Source organism: Dehalobacterium formicoaceticum, from assembly GCF_002224645.1.
Lineage (GTDB): Bacteria > Bacillota > Dehalobacteriia > Dehalobacteriales > Dehalobacteriaceae > Dehalobacterium > Dehalobacterium formicoaceticum.
Genome location: NZ_CP022121.1, coordinates 1036645 through 1056674 on the forward strand (window position 1 = coordinate 1036645; position 20030 = coordinate 1056674).

The 20030-nt window shown below is 43.7% G+C and carries 19 protein-coding genes; 18 read left to right on the forward strand and 1 reads right to left on the reverse strand.

The window, feature by feature from the left end; all coding sequences use genetic code 11:
• Positions 1 to 112: 112 nt before the first annotated feature.
• The 10 genes from glnA (at position 113) to CEQ75_RS05095 (ending at position 10030) form a co-directional block, all read left to right on the forward strand.
• Positions 113 to 1444 (forward strand): type I glutamate--ammonia ligase, encoded by a 1332-nt coding sequence (glnA, locus tag CEQ75_RS05050; RefSeq protein ID WP_089609365.1) that lies wholly within the window; start codon positions 113 to 115, stop codon positions 1442 to 1444.
• Positions 1445 to 1884: 440 nt separating this feature from the next.
• The gene (locus CEQ75_RS05055) at positions 1885 to 2553 is read left to right on the forward strand and encodes a lipoyl(octanoyl) transferase LipB (protein ID WP_089609366.1); all 669 of its coding nucleotides are present in this window, start codon (positions 1885 to 1887) and stop codon (positions 2551 to 2553) included.
• Between the two features lie 226 nt (positions 2554 to 2779).
• On the forward strand, positions 2780 to 3616 hold the full coding sequence (gene dapF, locus CEQ75_RS05060; protein ID WP_089609367.1) for a diaminopimelate epimerase: 837 nt from the start codon (positions 2780 to 2782) through the stop codon (positions 3614 to 3616).
• Positions 3617 to 3758: 142 nt separating this feature from the next.
• Positions 3759 to 4607 (forward strand): 4-(cytidine 5'-diphospho)-2-C-methyl-D-erythritol kinase, encoded by an 849-nt coding sequence (gene ispE, locus CEQ75_RS05065; RefSeq protein WP_089609368.1) that lies wholly within the window; start codon positions 3759 to 3761, stop codon positions 4605 to 4607.
• A gap of 18 nt (positions 4608 to 4625) precedes the next feature.
• Positions 4626 to 5330, forward strand: coding sequence for a GntR family transcriptional regulator (locus CEQ75_RS05070; RefSeq protein ID WP_089609369.1), 705 nt, complete (start codon positions 4626 to 4628; stop codon positions 5328 to 5330).
• Positions 5331 to 5393: 63 nt separating this feature from the next.
• Positions 5394 to 6164: a nucleotidyltransferase family protein gene (locus CEQ75_RS05075; protein WP_089609370.1), complete on the forward strand. Its 771-nt coding sequence runs from the start codon at positions 5394 to 5396 to the stop codon at positions 6162 to 6164.
• A gap of 103 nt (positions 6165 to 6267) precedes the next feature.
• Complete coding sequence (gene purR, locus CEQ75_RS05080) at positions 6268 to 7095, forward strand: pur operon repressor (protein ID WP_089609371.1); 828 nt, start codon at positions 6268 to 6270, stop codon at positions 7093 to 7095.
• A gap of 123 nt (positions 7096 to 7218) precedes the next feature.
• Positions 7219 to 7491 carry a septation regulator SpoVG gene (gene spoVG / locus CEQ75_RS05085; protein WP_089609372.1) on the forward strand — a complete coding sequence of 91 codons (273 nt, stop codon included), beginning with the start codon at positions 7219 to 7221 and terminating at the stop codon, positions 7489 to 7491.
• 109 nt (positions 7492 to 7600) lie between these two features.
• A complete protein-coding gene (gene glmU / locus CEQ75_RS05090; RefSeq protein WP_089609373.1) occupies positions 7601 to 8980 on the forward strand; it encodes a bifunctional UDP-N-acetylglucosamine diphosphorylase/glucosamine-1-phosphate N-acetyltransferase GlmU in 1380 nt (459 codons plus the stop codon).
• Positions 8981 to 9082: 102 nt separating this feature from the next.
• The gene (locus CEQ75_RS05095; protein ID WP_089609374.1) at positions 9083 to 10030 is read left to right on the forward strand and encodes a ribose-phosphate pyrophosphokinase; all 948 of its coding nucleotides are present in this window, start codon (positions 9083 to 9085) and stop codon (positions 10028 to 10030) included.
• 56 nt (positions 10031 to 10086) lie between these two features.
• Here CEQ75_RS05095 and CEQ75_RS05100 read toward each other — a convergent pair whose 3' ends face one another.
• Positions 10087 to 10920, reverse strand: a complete 834-nt coding sequence (locus CEQ75_RS05100; RefSeq protein ID WP_089609375.1) for a PRC-barrel domain-containing protein — start codon at positions 10918 to 10920, stop codon at positions 10087 to 10089.
• A 125-nt stretch (positions 10921 to 11045) separates the two neighbouring features.
• Here CEQ75_RS05100 and pth point away from each other — a divergent pair, with 125 nt between their 5' ends.
• The 8 genes from pth to CEQ75_RS05140 all read left to right on the forward strand — a co-directional run bounded on the left by pth (position 11046) and on the right by CEQ75_RS05140 (position 19707).
• Positions 11046 to 11615 carry an aminoacyl-tRNA hydrolase gene (gene pth / locus CEQ75_RS05105; RefSeq protein WP_089609376.1) on the forward strand — a complete coding sequence of 190 codons (570 nt, stop codon included), beginning with the start codon at positions 11046 to 11048 and terminating at the stop codon, positions 11613 to 11615.
• 156 nt (positions 11616 to 11771) lie between these two features.
• Positions 11772 to 15260 carry a transcription-repair coupling factor gene (gene mfd / locus CEQ75_RS05110; protein WP_089609377.1) on the forward strand — a complete coding sequence of 1163 codons (3489 nt, stop codon included), beginning with the start codon at positions 11772 to 11774 and terminating at the stop codon, positions 15258 to 15260.
• 27 nt (positions 15261 to 15287) lie between these two features.
• Positions 15288 to 16262: a SurA N-terminal domain-containing protein gene (locus CEQ75_RS05115; protein ID WP_089609378.1), complete on the forward strand. Its 975-nt coding sequence runs from the start codon at positions 15288 to 15290 to the stop codon at positions 16260 to 16262.
• A gap of 174 nt (positions 16263 to 16436) precedes the next feature.
• A complete protein-coding gene (gene spoVT / locus CEQ75_RS05120; RefSeq protein ID WP_089609379.1) occupies positions 16437 to 17009 on the forward strand; it encodes a stage V sporulation protein T in 573 nt (190 codons plus the stop codon).
• Positions 17010 to 17198: 189 nt separating this feature from the next.
• On the forward strand, positions 17199 to 17981 hold the full coding sequence (mazG, locus tag CEQ75_RS05125) for a nucleoside triphosphate pyrophosphohydrolase (RefSeq protein ID WP_242965378.1): 783 nt from the start codon (positions 17199 to 17201) through the stop codon (positions 17979 to 17981).
• An 86-nt stretch (positions 17982 to 18067) separates the two neighbouring features.
• A complete protein-coding gene (locus CEQ75_RS05130; protein ID WP_089609380.1) occupies positions 18068 to 18343 on the forward strand; it encodes an HU family DNA-binding protein in 276 nt (91 codons plus the stop codon).
• A 57-nt stretch (positions 18344 to 18400) separates the two neighbouring features.
• Positions 18401 to 18670, forward strand: coding sequence for an RNA-binding S4 domain-containing protein (locus tag CEQ75_RS05135; protein WP_089609381.1), 270 nt, complete (start codon positions 18401 to 18403; stop codon positions 18668 to 18670).
• A gap of 71 nt (positions 18671 to 18741) precedes the next feature.
• Positions 18742 to 19707 carry a SpoIID/LytB domain-containing protein gene (locus tag CEQ75_RS05140; RefSeq protein WP_089609382.1) on the forward strand — a complete coding sequence of 322 codons (966 nt, stop codon included), beginning with the start codon at positions 18742 to 18744 and terminating at the stop codon, positions 19705 to 19707.
• Positions 19708 to 20030 lie beyond the last annotated feature (323 nt).

Below are 20030 nucleotides of genomic sequence, written 5' to 3' on the forward strand. Positions count from 1 at the left end.
TTAAAAAGTATCTCAGTGACATTTGATGTGGGCAACGGAGTCCTCGTACAAAGTAATTTTGACGAGGACTTTTATTTGTTTAAAATTGAAATGATAATCGGAGGTTGATTCTATGGCAAGGTATAACAGAGATGATATTTTTCGTATGGTTAAAGAGCAGAATGTCCAGTTTATTCGCCTGCAGTTTACCGATATTTTTGGAGTTTTGAAGAATGTAGCTATTACTGTGAACCAATTAGAAAAAGCTCTGGATGGGGAATTGATGTTTGACGGGTCCTCAATTGACGGCTTTGTGCGTATCGAGGAATCAGATATGTACCTGAGACCGGACATCGACAGTTGGGTGACCTTTCCCTGGCATTCAGGGGAAGGAGCAGTAGGACGCTTTATTTGTGATGTTCATAAATCGGATGGAACACCTTTTGAGGGTGACCCCAGGGTGATTCTGCAAAAGGTGCTGGCGGAAGCGGCTGAAATGGGCTATACCATGAATGTGGGCCCGGAATGTGAGTTTTTCCTGTTCCAAACGGATGAAAAAGGCCGTCCCACCCTGATCACCCATGATAATGCAGGATATTTTGATTTAACCCCGGTGGATTTAGGGGAAAATGCCCGGCGGGATATGGTTATTAATTTAGAAGATATGAATTTTGAAATTGAAGCTTCTCATCATGAAGTAGCACCGGGACAGCATGAAATAGATTTTAAATATGCGGATGCTTTAACAGCAGCGGACAATATTCAGACCTTTAAATTTGTAGTGCGTACCATCGCTCAGCGGCACGGTCTTCATGCCACCTTTATGGCCAAACCTATTTTTGGGATTAATGGCTCCGGCATGCATGTCAATCAGTCTCTCTTTAAAAACGGGCAAAACGCTTTTTATGACCCACAGGGGGAATTAGAGCTTTCCATGGACGCCTATTATTATATCGGCGGTTTAATGCAACATGCCCGGGGCATGGCTGCGGTGACCAATCCCACGGTGAATTCCTATAAAAGATTGGTGCCGGGTTACGAAGCCCCGGTTTATGTGGCCTGGTCCGGACAAAACAGAAGCCCCTTGATCAGGATTCCGGCGAAGCGGGGTGTCTCCACCCGGGTGGAAATGAGAAATCCGGACCCCTCTTGTAATCCATATTTAGCCATCGCCGTGATGCTCAAGGCCGGATTGGATGGCATTAAGAATAAAATTACCCCGCCTCCTGCGGTCAATCTGAACATCTATGAAATGAACCAAAAGGAAAAAGATGATCTCGCCATAAACAGTTTACCGGGAAGCTTGGAAGAAGCTGTTAAGGAGCTAAAAAATGATGCGGTCATTATGGATGCCCTAGGCAACCATGCTATGGACCGTTTTGTGGAAGCCAAAACCTTGGAGTGGGATGAATATCGTACCAAGGTCAGCCGATGGGAAATTGATCAATATTTAACGAAGTTTTAACCGGATTAAGATCAAAACAGCAGCGCATGTTATAATGGGTGTTTCAAGGGGGATCAAGCATAATGCATATTGATCCCCCTTTTGTAAGGTCATGATTGAAATAATTATCTGATTTGTTGATTTTCTTGTCGAAGAATGTCGAGAAGTACTAATTTCTTTTCATTCTTTTTCAAACCATTGAATTGTGTGTCTTTTCTGATATAATGAAAATGAGGTTAATTAATTCAACTTATTTCTGGCTTGACAAACCTGGTTGGAATCAAAAGTCGGCAGCGTCATGCGCTTGCGGTTCAAAATTCGGATGGAGAGATAGGAATCCCATGCTGAAATAAGAACTTGTCAATGGGGATCATGATCCCGCTAAGAAAACATATAAAGCAAAGGGTTAAGTTATGTCACCCTTGTGCTTGAATTCACTTACACAATGGAGGTAAAAACATATGCACAGATATTTACAAATCGTCAATTTAGGCAAAAAGGAATTTGGAGATTTTTACAAAATTAATCATCGGTTTTGGTTGCAGCGTTTGGCCAACGATATCAATGATTCCTTAATTTTTGTCGATCATCCCCATGTGATCATTGTGGGGAATCAAGGGAATTCAACAGAAATTAAGCTTCCCTATGCCATGGCGCGGCGAGAGGATATGCCTGTTTCTCAGACAGACTGGGACGGTGAAATGACCTATCGTGGACCGGGACAGTTGGTTATCTATCCCGTCATGCATTTACTGCGCCAAGGACTTACGATGGATGAATTGATGCAAAAGATGGAAAATATTTTTATTATTTTACTTCATCAATATGGGATTCAGGCCCATATCCTACCGGGAGGCATCATTGCGGTTGATGGATGTAAAATTGGCTCTATTGATTTGGAAGAACGGCAAAAGGTGACACGCTTTAGTATGGTGCTTAATGTTAACCCTCGTCTTTCCCTGCTGCGTATGCTTCAATTGGAGGACAATCAGGCAAAGGGTGTTACCTCTATGTATCATCAGTTAAAGAAAAAGGTGGACGTGAGACAGCTAAAGATGCATTTCATCAGTAAGTTTGAAGAAGAATTTGGTTATACCATGGAAGATTCCTCTGCTTCTTTATTTGCATAAACAGAGTTCTAAATATCAGGTGAATTTTTTTCCGTCTGATGGGAAGAAGAATATCCAGGAATCAGTGCCACTTTTCCCGCCGCTTGAAAAAGCGAAGGTATTAGTGGCATTTTGTTTTTGGTTCACGAGGCTGATCAGTTGAATCCCGGAGTATATTTGTGGTATGATGATAACGTTCATTATATTTATGAGTTTTGATCGGCTCTTGCCGAAGGAGATGAATCTTATGAATTTTATCAAGATGCATGGCTTGGGCAATGATTTTGTGATGGTCAACCTTATGCAGGAGGAACTCCACGGGGATCTCGCTGCCTTAGCCAGGAAAGTTTGCCATCGGCACTATGGCATCGGAGCTGACGGGATGATTTTGATCCTCCCTTCGGAGCAGGCAGACGTTAAAATGCGCATTATTAATAGTGACGGCAGTGAAGCAGAAATGTGCGGCAATGGGATTCGCTGTTTGGCTAAGCTGGTCTATGAGTATAAATTAGTTCAGACTCCCTTTATTACTGTAGAAACTTTGGCAGGGATCATGGGAACGGAAGTAATTTTAGATGCTGGGGATCAAGTACAGGGAATTAAGGTGGATATGGGGGAACCCCGGCTGCTGCCTGAATCCGTTCCTGTTTTGCTGCCGGGAAAACAAGCGGTTGCTCAAGGTTTAAATGTGGATGGGAACCGAGTAGAGGTGACAGCGGTTTCCATGGGTAATCCTCATTGTGTCATTTTTGTACCTGATGCAGCTGCTGCACCGGTCACAACCTTGGGACCGATATTGGAAAAACATCCGGCTTTTCCCGCCAAAACAAATGTGGAATTTGTGGAAATTATCAACCCCGGAGAGGTCAAAATGCGCATTTGGGAACGGGGCGCCCAAGAAACCATGGCTTGTGGTACCGGAGCCTGTGCTGTGATCGTGGCAGGTGTCCTTAATAACAAAACCCAGCGCGAGGCGGTGGTGCACTTAAAGGGCGGAGACCTTAAGATCCATTGGGCGGATAATAACCACGTATTCATGACAGGCCCGGCGGTGGTTGTATTTGAAGGCAGGTATTTTCTTTAATATACGGTCACCAAAATTACAAAGATTTCTTTTAAAGTGCAGCATAAGGGTGCACTTTTTGAGATTCGTGATATAATTTATTTTAATAAATCATTTATTGGGGCGGGTTGTGGGGTAATTGGTATAGATTGGAGAAAAGATCATGGAATCAGTTGAACTTTTGGCTCCGGCCAAAATTAATCTGTCACTTGATGTGATCGGACAGAGAGAAAATGGCTATCATAATGTGCGCATGGTGATGCAATCCATTAGTTTGGCGGATCAGGTACGGGTGACCAAAAAAAATCAGGGCATCACCATTACTTCCAACGTGGCCAATATTCCTTTAAATGAAAACAACATTGCGGTTAAGGCGTGGAAAACTATGGCACATAACTTTCATTTATCAGGAGGAATCCAGATCCATTTGGAAAAAAGGATTCCTGTGGAAGCGGGTTTAGCCGGAGGCAGCAGTAATGCGGCTGCGGTATTAAAAGCGGTGAACCTCCTGTATGACTTGCGCCTTCCCGCCTCTAACCTGGCTGAAATCGGGCAATCCTTAGGCGCTGATGTTGCTTATTGTATTGAGGGCGGAATTGCTCTGGCGGAAGGGATTGGGGAAATCCTGACGCCCCTTCCGACATTACCGGAAGCATGGATGGTTCTGGTTAATCCCGGATTTGGGGTATCTACGAAGGAAGTCTATCAAGCATTGAACTATCAGGAGGTTTCCCATCATCCGGACACGGAGTGCCTGGTCCAGGCAATCAAAAAAGGAGATTGGCGTACCGTTGCCGATCAAATGGTGAATGTGTTAGAGGAAGTAACTGTGGAAAAGTATCCCCAGGTCGGGGAAATCAAAAAGGCTTTGTCGGATGCCGGTCTTTTTTCCTTAATGTCAGGCAGCGGACCAACTGTCTTCGGTATTGCCGAAACCAAAGAAAAAGCTATTGAGGCCGGAAAAAAGATGCAGGATCAATGGAAGACTGTGCTCGTGGCGCATACAGTATAAAGGTAATGGGGGTTGGATATGAGACGCAAATTATTACCGGTAAATTTAGAAAGTTATCGTCCTCTTGGTGATATTGTCTTTGAAACCATCCGTGAAGCCATAATTTCCGGATATTTAAGACCGGGAGAAAGATTGATGGAAGTGCAATTGGCGGAAGAAATGGGTGTCAGCCGTACACCCGTGCGGGAAGCGATCAGGAAATTAGAACAGGAAGGTTTTTTGGTGATTGTGCCAAGAAAAGGCGCTTATGTCGCGGGAATTTCCTTGAAGGATATCGCCGATGTTTTTGAAATCAGGGCTTCCATGGAATCTCTGGCAGCAGGCTTGGCCGCACAACGCATCACGGAAGAAGAACTAAATACCCTCAAGGATATGGTGGTTTCTTTTGCAGAATCTGCGGATCATCATGATCTCAAAGATATCGTGCATACAGATACCGATTTTCATGATATCATATATAAGGCAAGCCGTAATGAACGGTTAATTCCGATTATCAATAATTTAAGGGAACAGATCCAGAGGTATCGGGCAACCTCCTTAGCTTTTCCGGGACGTATCAAGATCACAGTGGAAGAACACCGGAAAATGGTGGAGGCAATCTCAAACAAAAATGTTGTCCTGGCCCAGAATTTAGCCCGTGCTCATGTGGAAAATTCCATGGATAGTATGTTGGTGGCTTTGAAAAGCAGCAATCAGTTGAGTGGACAAAAGAATGAAGAATGAAGAATGAATAAAAAGCTGAATGAAGATAATAAATCGTTCTTGGGACAGGAGGAATGAAGTCGCTTGATCACGGTAGACGGTATCATACTTGCAGGCAGTTCGAAGGAGGACAAGCTGGGAGAATCTTGTAAAGCCCTGATTGATATCGGGGGGCGCCCTATGGTTTCCTATGTCCTTGATGTGCTGAAAAGCTCACCCTCAGTTAAAAATATCGTTGTGGCTGGACCCCGGATGGAGTTGAACCGTCTTTTTGGCGGGATAGACCGGACAACAGTCGTATCAGAGGGAGAAAGCCTTATTGATAGCCTGATGAATGCTTTGGAAGCTCTTCAACCTCAGGGCAATGTGCTTATTGCTACTGGAGATATCCCCCTTTTGACCAGAGAGGCCTTGGACGACTTTTTAAAAAGATGCTCTAAAAAGCTGGCGGATGTTTATTATCCCATCGTGCCTAAAGAAGCCAATGAGCGTATTTATCCCGGCATAAAAAGAACTTATATCAGGTTTAAGGAAGGAACTTTTACCGGGGGCAATTTGTTTTTGGTCAATCCTCAGGTTGTGGCAGCAGCTGCCGGCAAAGCCCGTGCTTTTGTGGAGAAACGGAAATCGCCCTTGGCTTTGGCCCAACTGGTGGGATGGAAATTTTTAATTAAATTTCTTTTCCATACTGCGACCTTGGCAGAAACGGAAGCGTTGGTTTCCCGTATTTTTGGCATCAAAGGTGGGGTGATTATTTCCCCATATCCGGAAGTGGGCATAGATGTGGATAAACCCAGTGATTTAACTCTGGTCAGGAATGCTTTGGAAAAACATATTGCGCCGGGAAAGGAATGAATGGAACAGGGTTTTTCCTCTTGATGCAGAACATGAATATTAAAAAATTATATGCTTATAATATTCGGAATTAAGGATTGAATTCGGGGGCGGGAACAGAGCAATGGAAAGGTTAAAAAGAACAGATCGCTTGGTGGTATTATCCTCTATTTTAACAAAGAATCCCAATACCTTATACTCTCTGAATGACTTGGCGGTTATGACCGGTGCGGCTAAGTCGACGATCAGTGAAGATTTGACTTTGATCAAGGAACTGCTGCTCTCACATTCTTTGGGAGAGTTATGTTCTTTGTCAGGTGCTGCCGGAGGTATTTTTTATAAACCACTGCAAAATGAAAAAGGCAGTCAGGACTTCTTAAAGGAATTAGCGGACAGATTAAATGACCGGGAAAGGGTAATTCCCGGTGGATTTCTTTATATGAATGATGTAATATTTGATCCTCATATTATCAGCAGGATTGGAGAAATATTTTATACAAAGTTTCAACATACGGTACCTGATTTCATTGTCACGATAGAAACGAAGGGGATCCCTGTCGCTGCTATGACGGCAAGGTCCTTTAATATTCCCTTGATAATCGTACGGAATTCCGGGCGGGTGACCGAAGGCTCCTCAGTTAACATCAATTATCTTTCCGGATCGACAAATCGGATTCAAACCATGTCCCTGGCAAGAAGAGCCTTGCCGGATCATGCCAAGGTGCTGATCATTGATGATTTTATGAAAGGCGGCGGCACCGCTCAGGGTATGGTGAATTTGATGAAAGAATTTAATGGGGTAGTTGTGGGTATAGGGGTAGTCATGACCACCAGAAATCCGGAACAAAAATTAATTAAAGATTATACGGCCCTTCTAGAGCTGATTTCTATTGATGCTGAAACTAATGAAGTAATAATCAAACCCTTTTTAGGGAAAAACGTATTATTTTGAAAAAGAATGTATAAATTAAGGAAGTTTTGGAAATTTAGTAATATAATAAAGGGTTTTACTGGCAAACATAGAATAATGAAGTAATCAATTAGTTTTTGCATCATAGAAAGGACGGTGGGAGATATGGACGTAACGGATGTACGCATCAGAAAAACACTCTCGGAAGGGAAGATGAAAGCGATTGTATCGGTGACCATTGATGATGCTTTCGTCATTCACGATGTAAAAGTAGTGGACGGGCAAAATGGTTTATTTGTGGCAATGCCGAGCCGTAAGACTCCGGCAGGTGAATTTAGAGATATTGCTCATCCAATATCCCAACAAGCACGTGATATCATTCAATCCAAAGTATTGGAAAAATATCAGCAAGTGCTTACTGAGCAAGAAGCAGTTTAAAGGGATAAAAATAATGAAGTGATTAAAGTAATGGAGCCCTTGTGAGCTCCATTACTTTTTTATATAATACCTTTATAAGTCTAACTTTTCAGAGGTGGTATTTTTGTCAATGGGATATGGAATTATTTTAGCAGCAGGAAAGGGGACTCGGATGAGATCCCGTCTGCCCAAGGTTCTACACAAATTGGGCGGAAAATATATGGTACAGCATGTGATTCGGGCCGTTTGTGACATCGGGATCAAGGAAAGCATTGCTGTGATCGGGCATGAAGCAGAAATGGTTAAGCAAGCTCTGGGACCCGCACTGACCTATGCCTTACAGGAAGAGCAATTAGGCACGGGGCATGCTGTGATGGCGGCTTTGCCCTATATCAGGGAAGAAGACGGCCATGTGCTGGTGGTTTGCGGTGACACACCTTTAATCAGAGCGGAAACTTTGCAAAAATTATGGGACTATCATCTTGAAACGAACAGTGCCTGCTCGGTCCTGTCAGCGCTGTTGCCTGATCCGGCAGGATATGGGCGCATTGTGCGTAAAGAGGACGGAACTTTATTAAAAATTGTGGAACAAAAAGATGCATTGCCTGAAGAGCTTCTGCTTCAGGAAATTAATACCGGCATCTATTGTTTTGACTTAAAAAGCTTACGGGAGGTCATCAAAAATTTAAGCCATGATAATGCCCAGGGAGAGTATTATTTAACGGATATGGTGGCACTATTAGGTGAGCAAGGGCTGATGGTCAATGCTGTCATTGCGGATGATTTTGAGGAAACCCAAGGGATTAACAGCCGCTCTCAGCTATGTGCTGCAGAGAAAATCTTGCGTAGGCGCAAAATTTTTTCTTTGATGGAGGACGACGGTGTTACGATTGTAGATCCGGATACCACCTATATTGACCAGGATGTAACCATTGGTCAGGACACTGTGGTAGAGCCCGGGACCTTTTTAAGAGGGAAAACGGTCATTGGAGCAGAATGCACCATCGGTCCCAATACTGATATCACAGATTCTATCATCGGAGACGGGTGCAAAATTAATCGCACCGTGATGGTGGAAGCAAAGGCAGGGGATTTATGTAACATCGGACCTTTTGCTTACCTGCGGCCCGGGGCGGAACTGGGGTATCAGGTGAAGGTGGGGGATTTTGTAGAAATCAAGAAATCACGGATTGGAGATAACAGCAAAATTCCTCATTTGTCCTATGTAGGTGATGCTCAGCTTGGGATGAAGGTAAATATCGGATGCGGGACCATTACTTGCAATTATGATGGGAAGCATAAATATCAAACTACTATTGAAGATGGTGTCTTTGTTGGCAGTAATACCAATCTGGTAGCTCCGGTAAAGGTAGGAGAAGGTGCTTTTATCGGCGCAGGATCCACCATTACGATGGAAGTTCCGGCAGGTGATTTGGCCCTTGGCCGGGGAAGGCAAGTCAATTTTGCCGGGTGGGCGATTAAAAAACGAAGTCAAGAGGAAAAGGAATAACTAATTTTTTATTTAATTGTCGAAAATAACAGGATATCATGGTTTTAAGGCGAATAGATAAGCATGGATGATAGTTATTAGTAGGAGGTCGTTGAATTTATTATGAGCGGTAGTCAAATAAAGCTTTTTTCTGCCAATGCCAATCCGGAATTAGCACAGGAAATAGCTGAATATTTGGGATTGAGCATGGCCTCGGCGAAGGTTATTCGCTTCAGTGACGGGGAAGTAACCGTGGACATTGATGAAAGTGTGCGGGGGGCCGATGTTTTTATCATTCAGCCTACTTGTGCGCCGGTCAACGAGCATCTGATGGAGCTTTTGATCATGATTGATGCGGTTCGAAGAGCTTCGGCGCGGAGAATTACAGCAGTGATACCATATTATGGATACGCAAGGCAGGAAAGAAAAAGCCGGGCCAGAGAACCCATTTCGGCCAAGCTGGTTGCCAATTTACTGACGGCCGCCGGTGCTCGCCGGGTTGTTGCCATGGATCTCCATGCCAGCGCTATTCAAGGCTTTTTCGATATTCCTGTGGATCATCTCCCCGGAGTCCCTATTTTAGCCGAGTATTATCAGAAAAAGCATTTAGATAACCTATTGGTCGTTTCTCCTGACTTGGGAGGTGTGACGCGGGCGCGGAATTTGGCAAACCGTCTGGGGACGGAGATTGCGATTATTGATAAACGGCGTCCGCAGCCAAACGTAGCAGAAATTATGAATATTATCGGCGATATCAGAGGGAAAACGGTTGTGATGGCCGATGATATTATTGATACGGCTGGAACTATTACTTTGGGTGCTCAGGCTCTGTTGGATCGAGGCGCCAAGGAGGTTCATGCCTGCTGTACTCATGCCGTGCTATCTGGTTCTGCCTATGAACGTTTGGAAAAATCAGTGATTAAAGAGGTTCTGATTACTAATACCATTCCTTTTGATTCCGCTAAGGCAGCAAGTTGCTCTAAGATTAAGGTCTTATCAGTGGCTCCCATTTTTGGAGAAGCCATCATGCGAATTCACGAAGATCTTTCCGTCAGTCGCTTATTTGATTAAAGTTAGGAAAGTATAAGAAAAAGCCCTCTGCCTTTGGCAGGGGCTTATTCTTGGCATTAAGTTTCTTTGGGAGGGCTGGTATTTTCCTGAGGCTCTTCTTGCTGCTCCGGGGTTTCATCATCTAAAAGAATCAAATCTTTTTCAGGAATCTCAGCGTTGGTAAGTTCCTCCTCAGGAATCTCTTCCTCATATATTTCTTCTTTTTCCACGATTGGCTCTTCCGGCGGCAGTTCTTCAGATGCTTGTTTTTCTTTTCTTTCCTCTTCCGCCAATTTATTGATGGAACTGACAATAGCATGCCCTAACTTTTGAGAGGTTTCCACTGTGCTGCCCCATATTTTTCCGGTGGCGGTTTTAAGATCACTCATGGTTTTCTGGATATGATTGTCTCCTGAAATGAGTCGATTTTCTGCTCCATCGGCTACCATTACTACGTCCTTGCCAATGGTCACGACATCTTCCCCGGAGAGAAGGATTTTTCCTTTCCATAATCCTTCTGTAAGTTTGCCGCCGATCTCATATTTGGTAATTTTCCCAGTCTCATCAAACCAGAATTCTTCTACATGACCCAATAATTTTCCCGAAGTACTGACAACCCTGGAATTGATGATGGGCATTGGATTTTTCATTAATTTAGAGATTTGCGGTAAATTCGCGACTTTTTCTACCGTCCCGGCTTTGTCTATGACAATAGCGTGATCTCCAATTTGATTGACACGGTAAAAAGGAATAATTTTTTCTTCTTTGAGCCATCTTTTTTTGGTAATGACAAATGCGGCCACAACCTTGCTGACCGGATCAATCACTATGCTTTTTACTTGACCCAGATGCTCTCCTTCGTGTACGCTTAATACAGGAAGGGAAAGGGCTTTTTTACTCGGTTTTTCCATGGAAGCACCTCCTTCATTGAGGATTAACCTGATAGAATATTATGCTGAGGGAGCATATGATATGCAAAATATCTTGAGGACTTTATTTTTACCGATGATGTTAAAGACAATGGGGAGGGGATAGGATGAAAATCATTGTTGGGTTAGGGAATCCCGGATCCCAATATGAAGCAACGCGACATAATGTGGGTTTTATGACATTGGATCTGCTGGCGGAAAATCTGAATATTGATTTTAGAAAACAAGCACATTTTTCCACGGTGGGGGAAGGCCGCGTGGGAGGAGAAAAGGTGCTCCTGATGAAACCGATGACCTTTATGAATCTTAGCGGCCGTGCCGTAAGAGATGCCGTTGATTTTTATAAAGTCGATTTAACGGATTTATTGATTATCTATGATGACATGGATTTACCTCCCGGCAGAATACGCATTCGCCCGGGAGGAAGCGATGGGGGACATAACGGGATCAATTCGATTATCAGCCATTTATCCGGGAGGCAGGTTGCCCGCATCAAAATCGGCATTGGCAGACCGGAGCGGGAAACAACGGTTAAGTATGTTTTAATGCCTTTCCCGGATCAAGAGTGGGACTTGGTAAAGCCCTCCATTGATAAAGCAGCTCAGGCTGCGGAGGTTTGGCTGAAAGAAGGCATTGAACCTGCTATGAATCGCTACAATAGCATATCACCTCAATAAACTGAGTACTATTAAAAATGTCCCTTGACGGAATAAATTTGACTGGATATACTGGGATGAAATGTGAAAAGCTGAAAACAATAAGCACGGTTGCAAGGATCGTGCTAATTTTTGCATGGGGATTTTGTTACTTTAAGGTAAGGGGTTAGGAGAAAGATGATGACTTTGGCTCAGATTGTAGAAATTTGGAAAGGAAAGCATCCCTATGATCAGGTACGTAAAGAGTTGCGGCCTGGAGTAGGGCAATTGGTGGTGGGCTTAACCGACTTGCCCCGGTCGTGTTGGGTCGCAGCTCTGGCAGAGGATACGGTTGATCCCATGCTGATCATTGCACCCACCGTTGAAAGTGCAAAAACAACCTATCATGATTTAACATCTCTCTTACCGGAGGCAAAGGTGTTCTACTTTCCTCATTTGGATTTGCTGCCTTATGAGGTTTATGCACGGAATGTGGAAATTACCGCACAAAGAATCACCGTTTTGACGAAGCTTGCGCGCCGGGAAGCGGTGATTGTAGTGGCAAGTGTGGAATCATTAGGTAAGAAATTAGTTTCCTCCACAACCATCATGGATTTTTCCATATCATTAGCTGTCGGACAGGAGATAGATACCCGGGAACTGACACAAAAACTCGTGGGTATGGGGTATACAAAGGAGGATTTGGTAGAGGTACCGGGCACCCTTAGCGTGCGCGGCGGGATCATTGACGTTTTCCCCATGACAGAAAACCTTCCCTACCGAGTAGAATTCTTTGATGATGAAATTGAATCCCTGCGTCATTTTCATCCGGATACTCAACGCTCCCTGGAGGAAAAAGGAGAGATATGGATCTCTCCCGCCCATGAATTTCCTGCTCATGGGGATTTATTGATGGAAGCGGGGGCAAAAGTGTCCCAGGAACTTAGCGGTATTTTGTCTTCCTATTCCGGAGCCGCCAAAAAAAACATTAAGGATCATTTTTCCCCTCTCATCGAGGGCCTGGAGCAGGGTATTTGGAGTCAGGGCATGGAACAATTTTTACCTTATCTTTATCCTGAAATCAATGGATTGGCAGATTATCTTCCGCCTGGTGGTCTGGTCTTGATTCATGAACCGGATCTGGTACGGGGGAATATGGAGAAAATAATTCAGGAGTTTAATTCCTGGTACTACGATTTATTGGAGGAGGGGAAAATACTTCCTTCCTTTGCTCAGAATTTTTTAGACTATGAGCATTTCACCGGGATGATCCAGTCTCATCCTTATCTTTTGCTGGCTCATCTGCCGGAAACGGCCGGGCTGCCCATTAAATACCAAAATGAAGCGATCACCCGTGATCTTCCCAATTATCGGGGACAAATCCAAAGGTTAGCGGAGGATTTAAAATATTATCAGCGGAAAAAATACAAGATTGTCCTTAGTGCCAGCTCTCAGATCAGAAAAGAAAAACTGCGGGAACTGATGAAGGAAATTGATTTGTACGGTGTTGAGATTGTGGATGGAGCTCTGTCCCGTGGATTTGACAGTCCCGATCTGAAACTGGTGGTCTTAAGTGAAACGGATGTGCTGGAACAAAACCTCCACGCAAAAAACCGTCGCCCCATGCGCAAAGGAGAGCAGATTGCTTCCTTCCTTGATTTAAAGGTGGGGGACTACGTAGTTCACGCTAATCATGGGATTGGGCGTTATATGGGTGTGGAGCGGCTGGAAATTGGAGATGCAGAGCGGGATTATCTGCTGCTCCAATATGCCGGGGCGGATAAGCTTTATGTGCCTACGGATCAGGTAGATTTAATCCAAAAATATGTAGGCAACGAAGGACAGGCACCGAAGGTTTACAAGCTGGGCGGCACGGAATGGAGCAGGGTGAAAGCTAAGGTCCGTTCTTCCGTTCAGGACATTGCCAAGGAACTTTTGGATTTGTATGCGGCGCGGGAGGCAGTTCAAGGCTATGCTTTTTCACCGGATACTGTTTGGCAAAAAGAGTTTGAGGATGCCTTTCCTTTTCCGGAAACAGAGGATCAGTTAAAAGCAGTTCAAGAAATAAAAAAGGATATGGAAAACTCAAAGCCTATGGATCGCTTACTTTGCGGCGATGTAGGTTATGGAAAAACCGAGGTTGCCTTGAGGGCCGCTTTCAAGGCGGTGATGGATGGAAAACAGGTGGCTGTTTTAGTCCCCACCACGATTTTGGCGCAGCAGCATCAAAGGACCTTTGAAGAGCGGTTTGAAGGCCTTCCTGTGACCACGGGAGTCCTGAGTCGTTTTAAAACACCTGCCAACATTAAGACAACATTGAAGAATCTGGCTCGGGGGAGTGTGGATATCGTCATCGGCACCCATCGTCTTTTATCCAAGGACGTCATCTTTAAAGATTTGGGGCTCTTAATTATTGACGAAGAACAGCGCTTTGGGGTCGTGCATAAAGAGAAAATTAAGACGTTAAGAAAGAACATTGATGTGCTAACCATGACGGCGACTCCCATCCCCCGCACTCTGCATATGTCCTTGGTGGGCGCCCGTGATATGAGTTTAATTGAAACGCCTCCCGAGGACCGGCAGCCTGTCCTGACCTATGTGATGGAGTATCAGGAACGGGTGATCAGGGAAGCCGTCTCCCGGGAAATGAATCGGGGCGGACAGGTTTATTTTGTCCATAATCGCATTGATAATATCTATAGCCTGGCCGATCAAATTCGAGCCTTAATTCCGGAAACCAAGGTAATTGTCGGACACGGCCAAATGAAAGAACATGAACTGGAAGGTGTAATGCAGGAATTTGTAGAAGGAAATTATCATGTTCTGGTGTGCACCACCATTGTGGAATCCGGACTTGATATCCCTAATGTGAACACTCTAATTGTCAATGAAGCAGATCGCTTGGGCCTCTCCCAGCTTTATCAGCTGCGGGGACGGGTAGGTCGCTCCTCAAAGCAAGCCTATGCTTATTTTACATATCGCAAAGATAAGGTATTAAGCGGCATTGCCAAAAAAAGATTAACAGCGATTCGGGATTTCACAGAATTAGGGGCAGGATTTAAAATTGCCATGCGGGATCTGGAGATTCGCGGGGCCGGGAATATTTTAGGAGCGGAACAGCACGGACATATTATGGCGGTGGGCTTTGATCTTTATTGTAAACTCTTGGCGGAAGAGGTTGCCAAACAGCGCAACAAGCATGAAAGCATTCCGGAGAAAATTACGCCCCTGCTGGAATTAAATATTGATGCCTTTATTCCCGATCAATATGTGGCCGAAGTTGATTTGAAAATTGAAATCTATAAAAGGTTGGCCGGAGCAGAGGAGCTTCAGGAAGTGGATGACCTGGAATATGAGGTTGAGGATCGTTTTGGTGTTATGGGGGTGCCGGTGCGCAATTTGTTTTTTCTCAGTAAGCTCAAGGTTTTAGCGCAAAAATTAAAAATTACCGCCATTACTCAGCTTAAGAATAAGGTCACGATTCGTTTTTCCCCGGAACATCAGGTATCGGGGGAAGAGTTAGGTAAAATTGCCCGGGAATTTGGCCGGCGCATATCTTTCAGCGTCTCAGAAGAATTGGAAATTCACCTGCAAGCCCAGCAACTTTCCCAGGAAAAAGTACTGACCATGCTGCAAAAAATTTTAATCAGTTTATTAGGTTTCATCCAAAAGACTGACATGATATAATAAGTTATCAATTAGGAGGTGTTTTATTTGCGCCAGCGGTTTTTGTTTATGGTATTGATTATGGCAGCATTATTATTGGCAGGCTGCGGAGGCGGTGAGAAACTGCCGGCAGTGGTCAATGGGGAGGAAATCACCCAAGAGCAGTTTGACCGTTATGTAAGTCAATTAAAGGTATACGGGGAACAGATGGGTACTTCTTTTGAAGGAGCAGAAGGAGAGAAAAATCTGGCAGCTTTAAAGGAAGATGCCATCAAGGGCCTGATTTATGAAAAATTGGTGCTGCAGTCCGCAAAGAAAGAGAAGATTGAAGTTTCCGACCAGGAAATTAATGACTATCTGGAAAAGGATGTAAAGAGTTCTTTTGAAAACGATGAAAAATACCAGGAATGGCTTAAATCCATGGAAATTACGGAGGATGAGTTTAAGAACCGGATTGCATATCAGTTCACGGGACAGAAATTATTTGAAAAAATAACAGGGAAAATTACCGTGACAGATCAGGCCGTTAAAGAATTTTATGAAAAAGATCCGGCAGTTTGGGATAAAATTAAGGTCTCTCATATCCTGATCAATGCCGAAAAGGATAAAGCCACTACAGAGGAAATCGCAGCCGCTAAGGAGAAAGCCCTATCCGTGATTAAAGAATTGGATCAGGGGGCTAATTTTGCTGACTTGGCCAAGAAATATTCAGGAGATCCCGGCTCTGCTGCCCAAGGGGGGGTCTTAGATATGGAGTTTTCAAAAAACGAGCAGGGCTTGGTTCCGGAATTTGTTGCCGGATCCTTCCAACTGGCAAAGGTGGGGGATTATAGCAAAGAACCGGTTCTTTCTCAGTTTGGGTATCATATCATCAAATTAGATGAGAAGAAAGGCTCCCTGGAAGAAGTGAAGGAAGATATTCGTGCTCAACTTTTAAGTACAGAGAAAAATACAGCCTTCAAAACATATATGGATCAAGCGGAGCAAGAAGCTGATATTAAGAATAATATCTCTAAAGAATAAAGAAAACTTAGCTCGTGCCAAGGCGAAGATTTAAAAAGAGACAAGGGAAGATCTCCTTCCTTTGTCTTTTTCCATCCTATGCAAAAAATGAATAATCGACAAGAAAAAGTTATATACTAAGTCTGAAACAAAGGAACAGCGATTTAGTTGAGCTAAAGGAGGGAAATGAATTTCATGAAAGCAACAGGCATCGTACGTCGTATAGATGATTTGGGCCGAGTAGTGATCCCGAAAGAAATTCGTAGAACTTTAAGGATTAGAGAAGGCGATCCCTTAGAAATTTTTGTTGATCGGGAAGGAGAAGTCATCCTCAAGAAATACTCACCCATTGGGGAATTGGGTAATTTTGCCAAGGAATATGCGGATTCTCTTTTTGAAGCTATTGGTCATATTGCCTGCATTTCGGACCGGGACACCATTATAGCTGTGAGCGGAGCTTCCAAAAAAGAATTTCTTGATAAACCTGTTGGTTCTGCCGTAGAACGGGTTATGGAGGATAGAAATGCTATCCTCTTTAATAATACCGGTGATATCACTTCAGGTAAAGATTGTGCTATTATTGAAAGTGATAACGAGGAAGAAGGCTGCAAGTTTTCTGCGCAAGTCATTGCACCGATTATTTCCCAAGGCGACCCCATTGGGGCTGTGATACTTTGTTCCAAAGAAGCGAATATTACCATGGGAGAATTGGAACTAAAACTGGCGGAAACCGCTGCGGGATTTTTAGCTAAACAAATGGAGCAATAAAAAACAAAGGTGTCAAGTGACGAGCAGCAAGGGTGACAAGGGGACGGGGTTGTTGACAACATCTGAGATGTTGTCAACAACCCCGTCCCCTTGTCATGTGTCCTTGTCATACTTGCAACAAATGGGGAAACTTGCTAAAATAATGTTAATTACTAAAGAAAATCAGGTCGAGGATAGGATGGGATTAAATTGACGTATCGAAATGGGAAAGATGTGTCCTTTACCGACTTAGTTGATATTATGATGACGTTACGGGGGGAGGAAGGCTGCCCTTGGGATAAAGAACAAACCCATGAATCCATCAAAAAATATTTAGTGGAAGAAACCTATGAAGTATTGGATGCCATTGATGAAAAAGATATGTATAAATTATGTGAGGAGTTGGGAGACTTACTACTACAGATTACCTTTCATGCCAGGATGGCCGAGGAAAATGGTCATTTTAATATCAATGATGTCATTAAAGGGATCGTTGATAAAATGATCCGACGCCACCCCCATGTTTTTGGCAGTGAAGACTTGGAAACATCAGAGCAAGTCCTGGTGAAATGGGAAGAAATCAAAGATGAAGAACGTGATCAGCCTCGACCGGTGTTGGATGTACCAAAAAACTTTCCCGCATTATACAGGGCAGAAAAGCTTCAACAGAAAGCTGCCCGGGTTGGTTTTGATTGGCCTGACATTCAGGGTGCTTGGGATAAGGTGTCGGAAGAGTTAGGAGAGTTGCGGGAGGCGGAAGGGACAGGTGTTGGTATCAAAGAAGAATTGGGCGATCTTCTTTTTGCTGTGGTAAATGCAGCCCGATTTTTAGGTGTTGATGCAGAAGAAGCGTTGCAGGATGCTAATCGGAAATTTATCCAACGTTTTTCTTATATCGAATCACAGGCCAAGGCGCAGAAGGTTCCCTTACAGGAGTTATCTTTAGAAGAAATGGATCAATATTGGAATCAAGCAAAAAAAATTAACAAATAACAAGAAAAAAACGGAACAAAGGCAGGAATATCTTGGGTTGTAACGAATTGTTATCTAGTATCAACTTTTAGTAGGAGGGATTTGTTTTGAATAAAACCGATCTGATTAACAGTGTATCGGAAAAAACAGAAGTGACCAAAAAAGATGCAGAGAAACTGATTAATGCCGTTTTATCCAGTATCGAAGAAGCGCTGGCAGCTAATGAAAAGGTTCAATTGGTGGGATTTGGAACATTTGAGGTCAAAGAAAGAGCTGCTCGAGTCGGGCGGAATCCTCAATCGGGAGAAACCATTAACATAGCAGCGGCAAGGGTCCCTACCTTTAAAGCGGGTAAAGGTTTAAAGGATGCAGTGGCAAAATAAATCATTTTAAGAGTCGGGTCCTTTAGGGACCTGACTTTTAATTTTAAAGGAGAGAACATGAGATTAGATAAATTTTTAAAAGTATCCCGTTTAATTAAAAGGCGTACGGTGGCCAAGGAGGTCTGCGACGGCGGCAAGGTGTCGGTCAATGGCAGGTCTGCCAAAGCCGGTACGGAGGTTAAGGTGGGGGATATTTTGGAATTGGGCTTTGGTTCCCGCATGTTGAAGGTGGAAATTCTGGCGATTGCGGATACGGTGCGGGCAGACCAGGCGAGAGATTTGTACAAGGTATTGCAGGACGTCAAAATCACCCAGGAATGGTTCTAAAGAATAAATTGGTCTCCTCTCGGAAAGGATAAAAAAGCAAGATCAATAAGGAAAAACCGGGAGGAATCAGAATGCAAAAAGCAGCTTCGCGTATTTTAATGATTTTGGCGATGATTTTACTTGGACTCACCCTGGTAAGTTGTTCTAACCCGGAACAGAAGCCCCAGGTTAAAGGGAACAAGGATGATTCTCAGGCATATCAAACCGAACCTACCATATCCTTATATATCAATGAAACGAAACAAACGGAGAAAATCAAGCTGGAAAAATATCTCGAGGGTGTAGTTGCTGCGGAAATGGACCCTGCCTGGCCCCAAAACAGTCTGGCTGCTCAGGCCATTTTAGCCCGAACCTTTACCCTGAAAAAGATTCAAGACGGAGGGGTGAAAGCTTATGGCACGGATGCCTCTACCAGTGTAGAGGAATTTCAGGCTTATGATCCTTCCCGGATTAATGACCGGGTGCGTAAGGCGGTACGGGATACGCGAGGAGAGGTTCTAACCTATCAGGGAGCATATATCAACGGATGGTTCTTTGCTGATGGAGGAGGGCAGACCGCATCTTCCGCCGTTGAAGGTCTGGAATTTCGCAAAGAAAAGGCGCCCTATATTACCAGTGTCAAAGATCCCGGAGAAACTATCACGGAGCCGGAGAATAAATCCTGGACCGCCAGCTTTGACTTAGCCACAGTGCGGAAAAAAGTTAAAGAAACAGCCGGTAATGATCCCGGACCGGTTCAGTCAGCGGCGATTTTAGAGAAGGGTCCCTCGGGACGAGCTATGAAAGTCAAAATCAACGATGTCACCCTTAGTGCCCCGGCTTTACGTCTGGCCCTGGGTAATGATCAAATGAGATCCAGCTTAATTGATAAATTTGCTATCGAGAACGGGAAGCTTGTGATTCACGGCAAAGGTTACGGTCATGGTGTAGGTATGAGTCAGTGGGGGGCAAGAGCTTTGGCGGAACAAGGAAAAAGTGCGCAAGAAATAGTTCAGTATTGGTTTAAGGATGTAGAACTAAAAAAGGCGTGGAAGTGAACTCCTTCATTTAAATAAAAATATCAAAATGGATTATGAAATCTACGAATGCCCCTTGGGGCATTTTTTTATATTTTCACACGTATAACTTATAAAAGTTGAAAGTATAAGTGCAACTAAGGCTTACGCCAAGTTTTCTTTTTTCCTTAATATAAATTGGCATAAAATCCTAAAAAAATTATTAAGATTAGATAAAAAGGGTATTCTTATATATCCAATAAAGGATTTTTGACTGCTTTTGTCGAAGGGTTACACATCGTAAATACTTATCATTAAAATAAGTATTTACGTAACTAGATTTTCCTTTAAGGGGGTGTAATAGA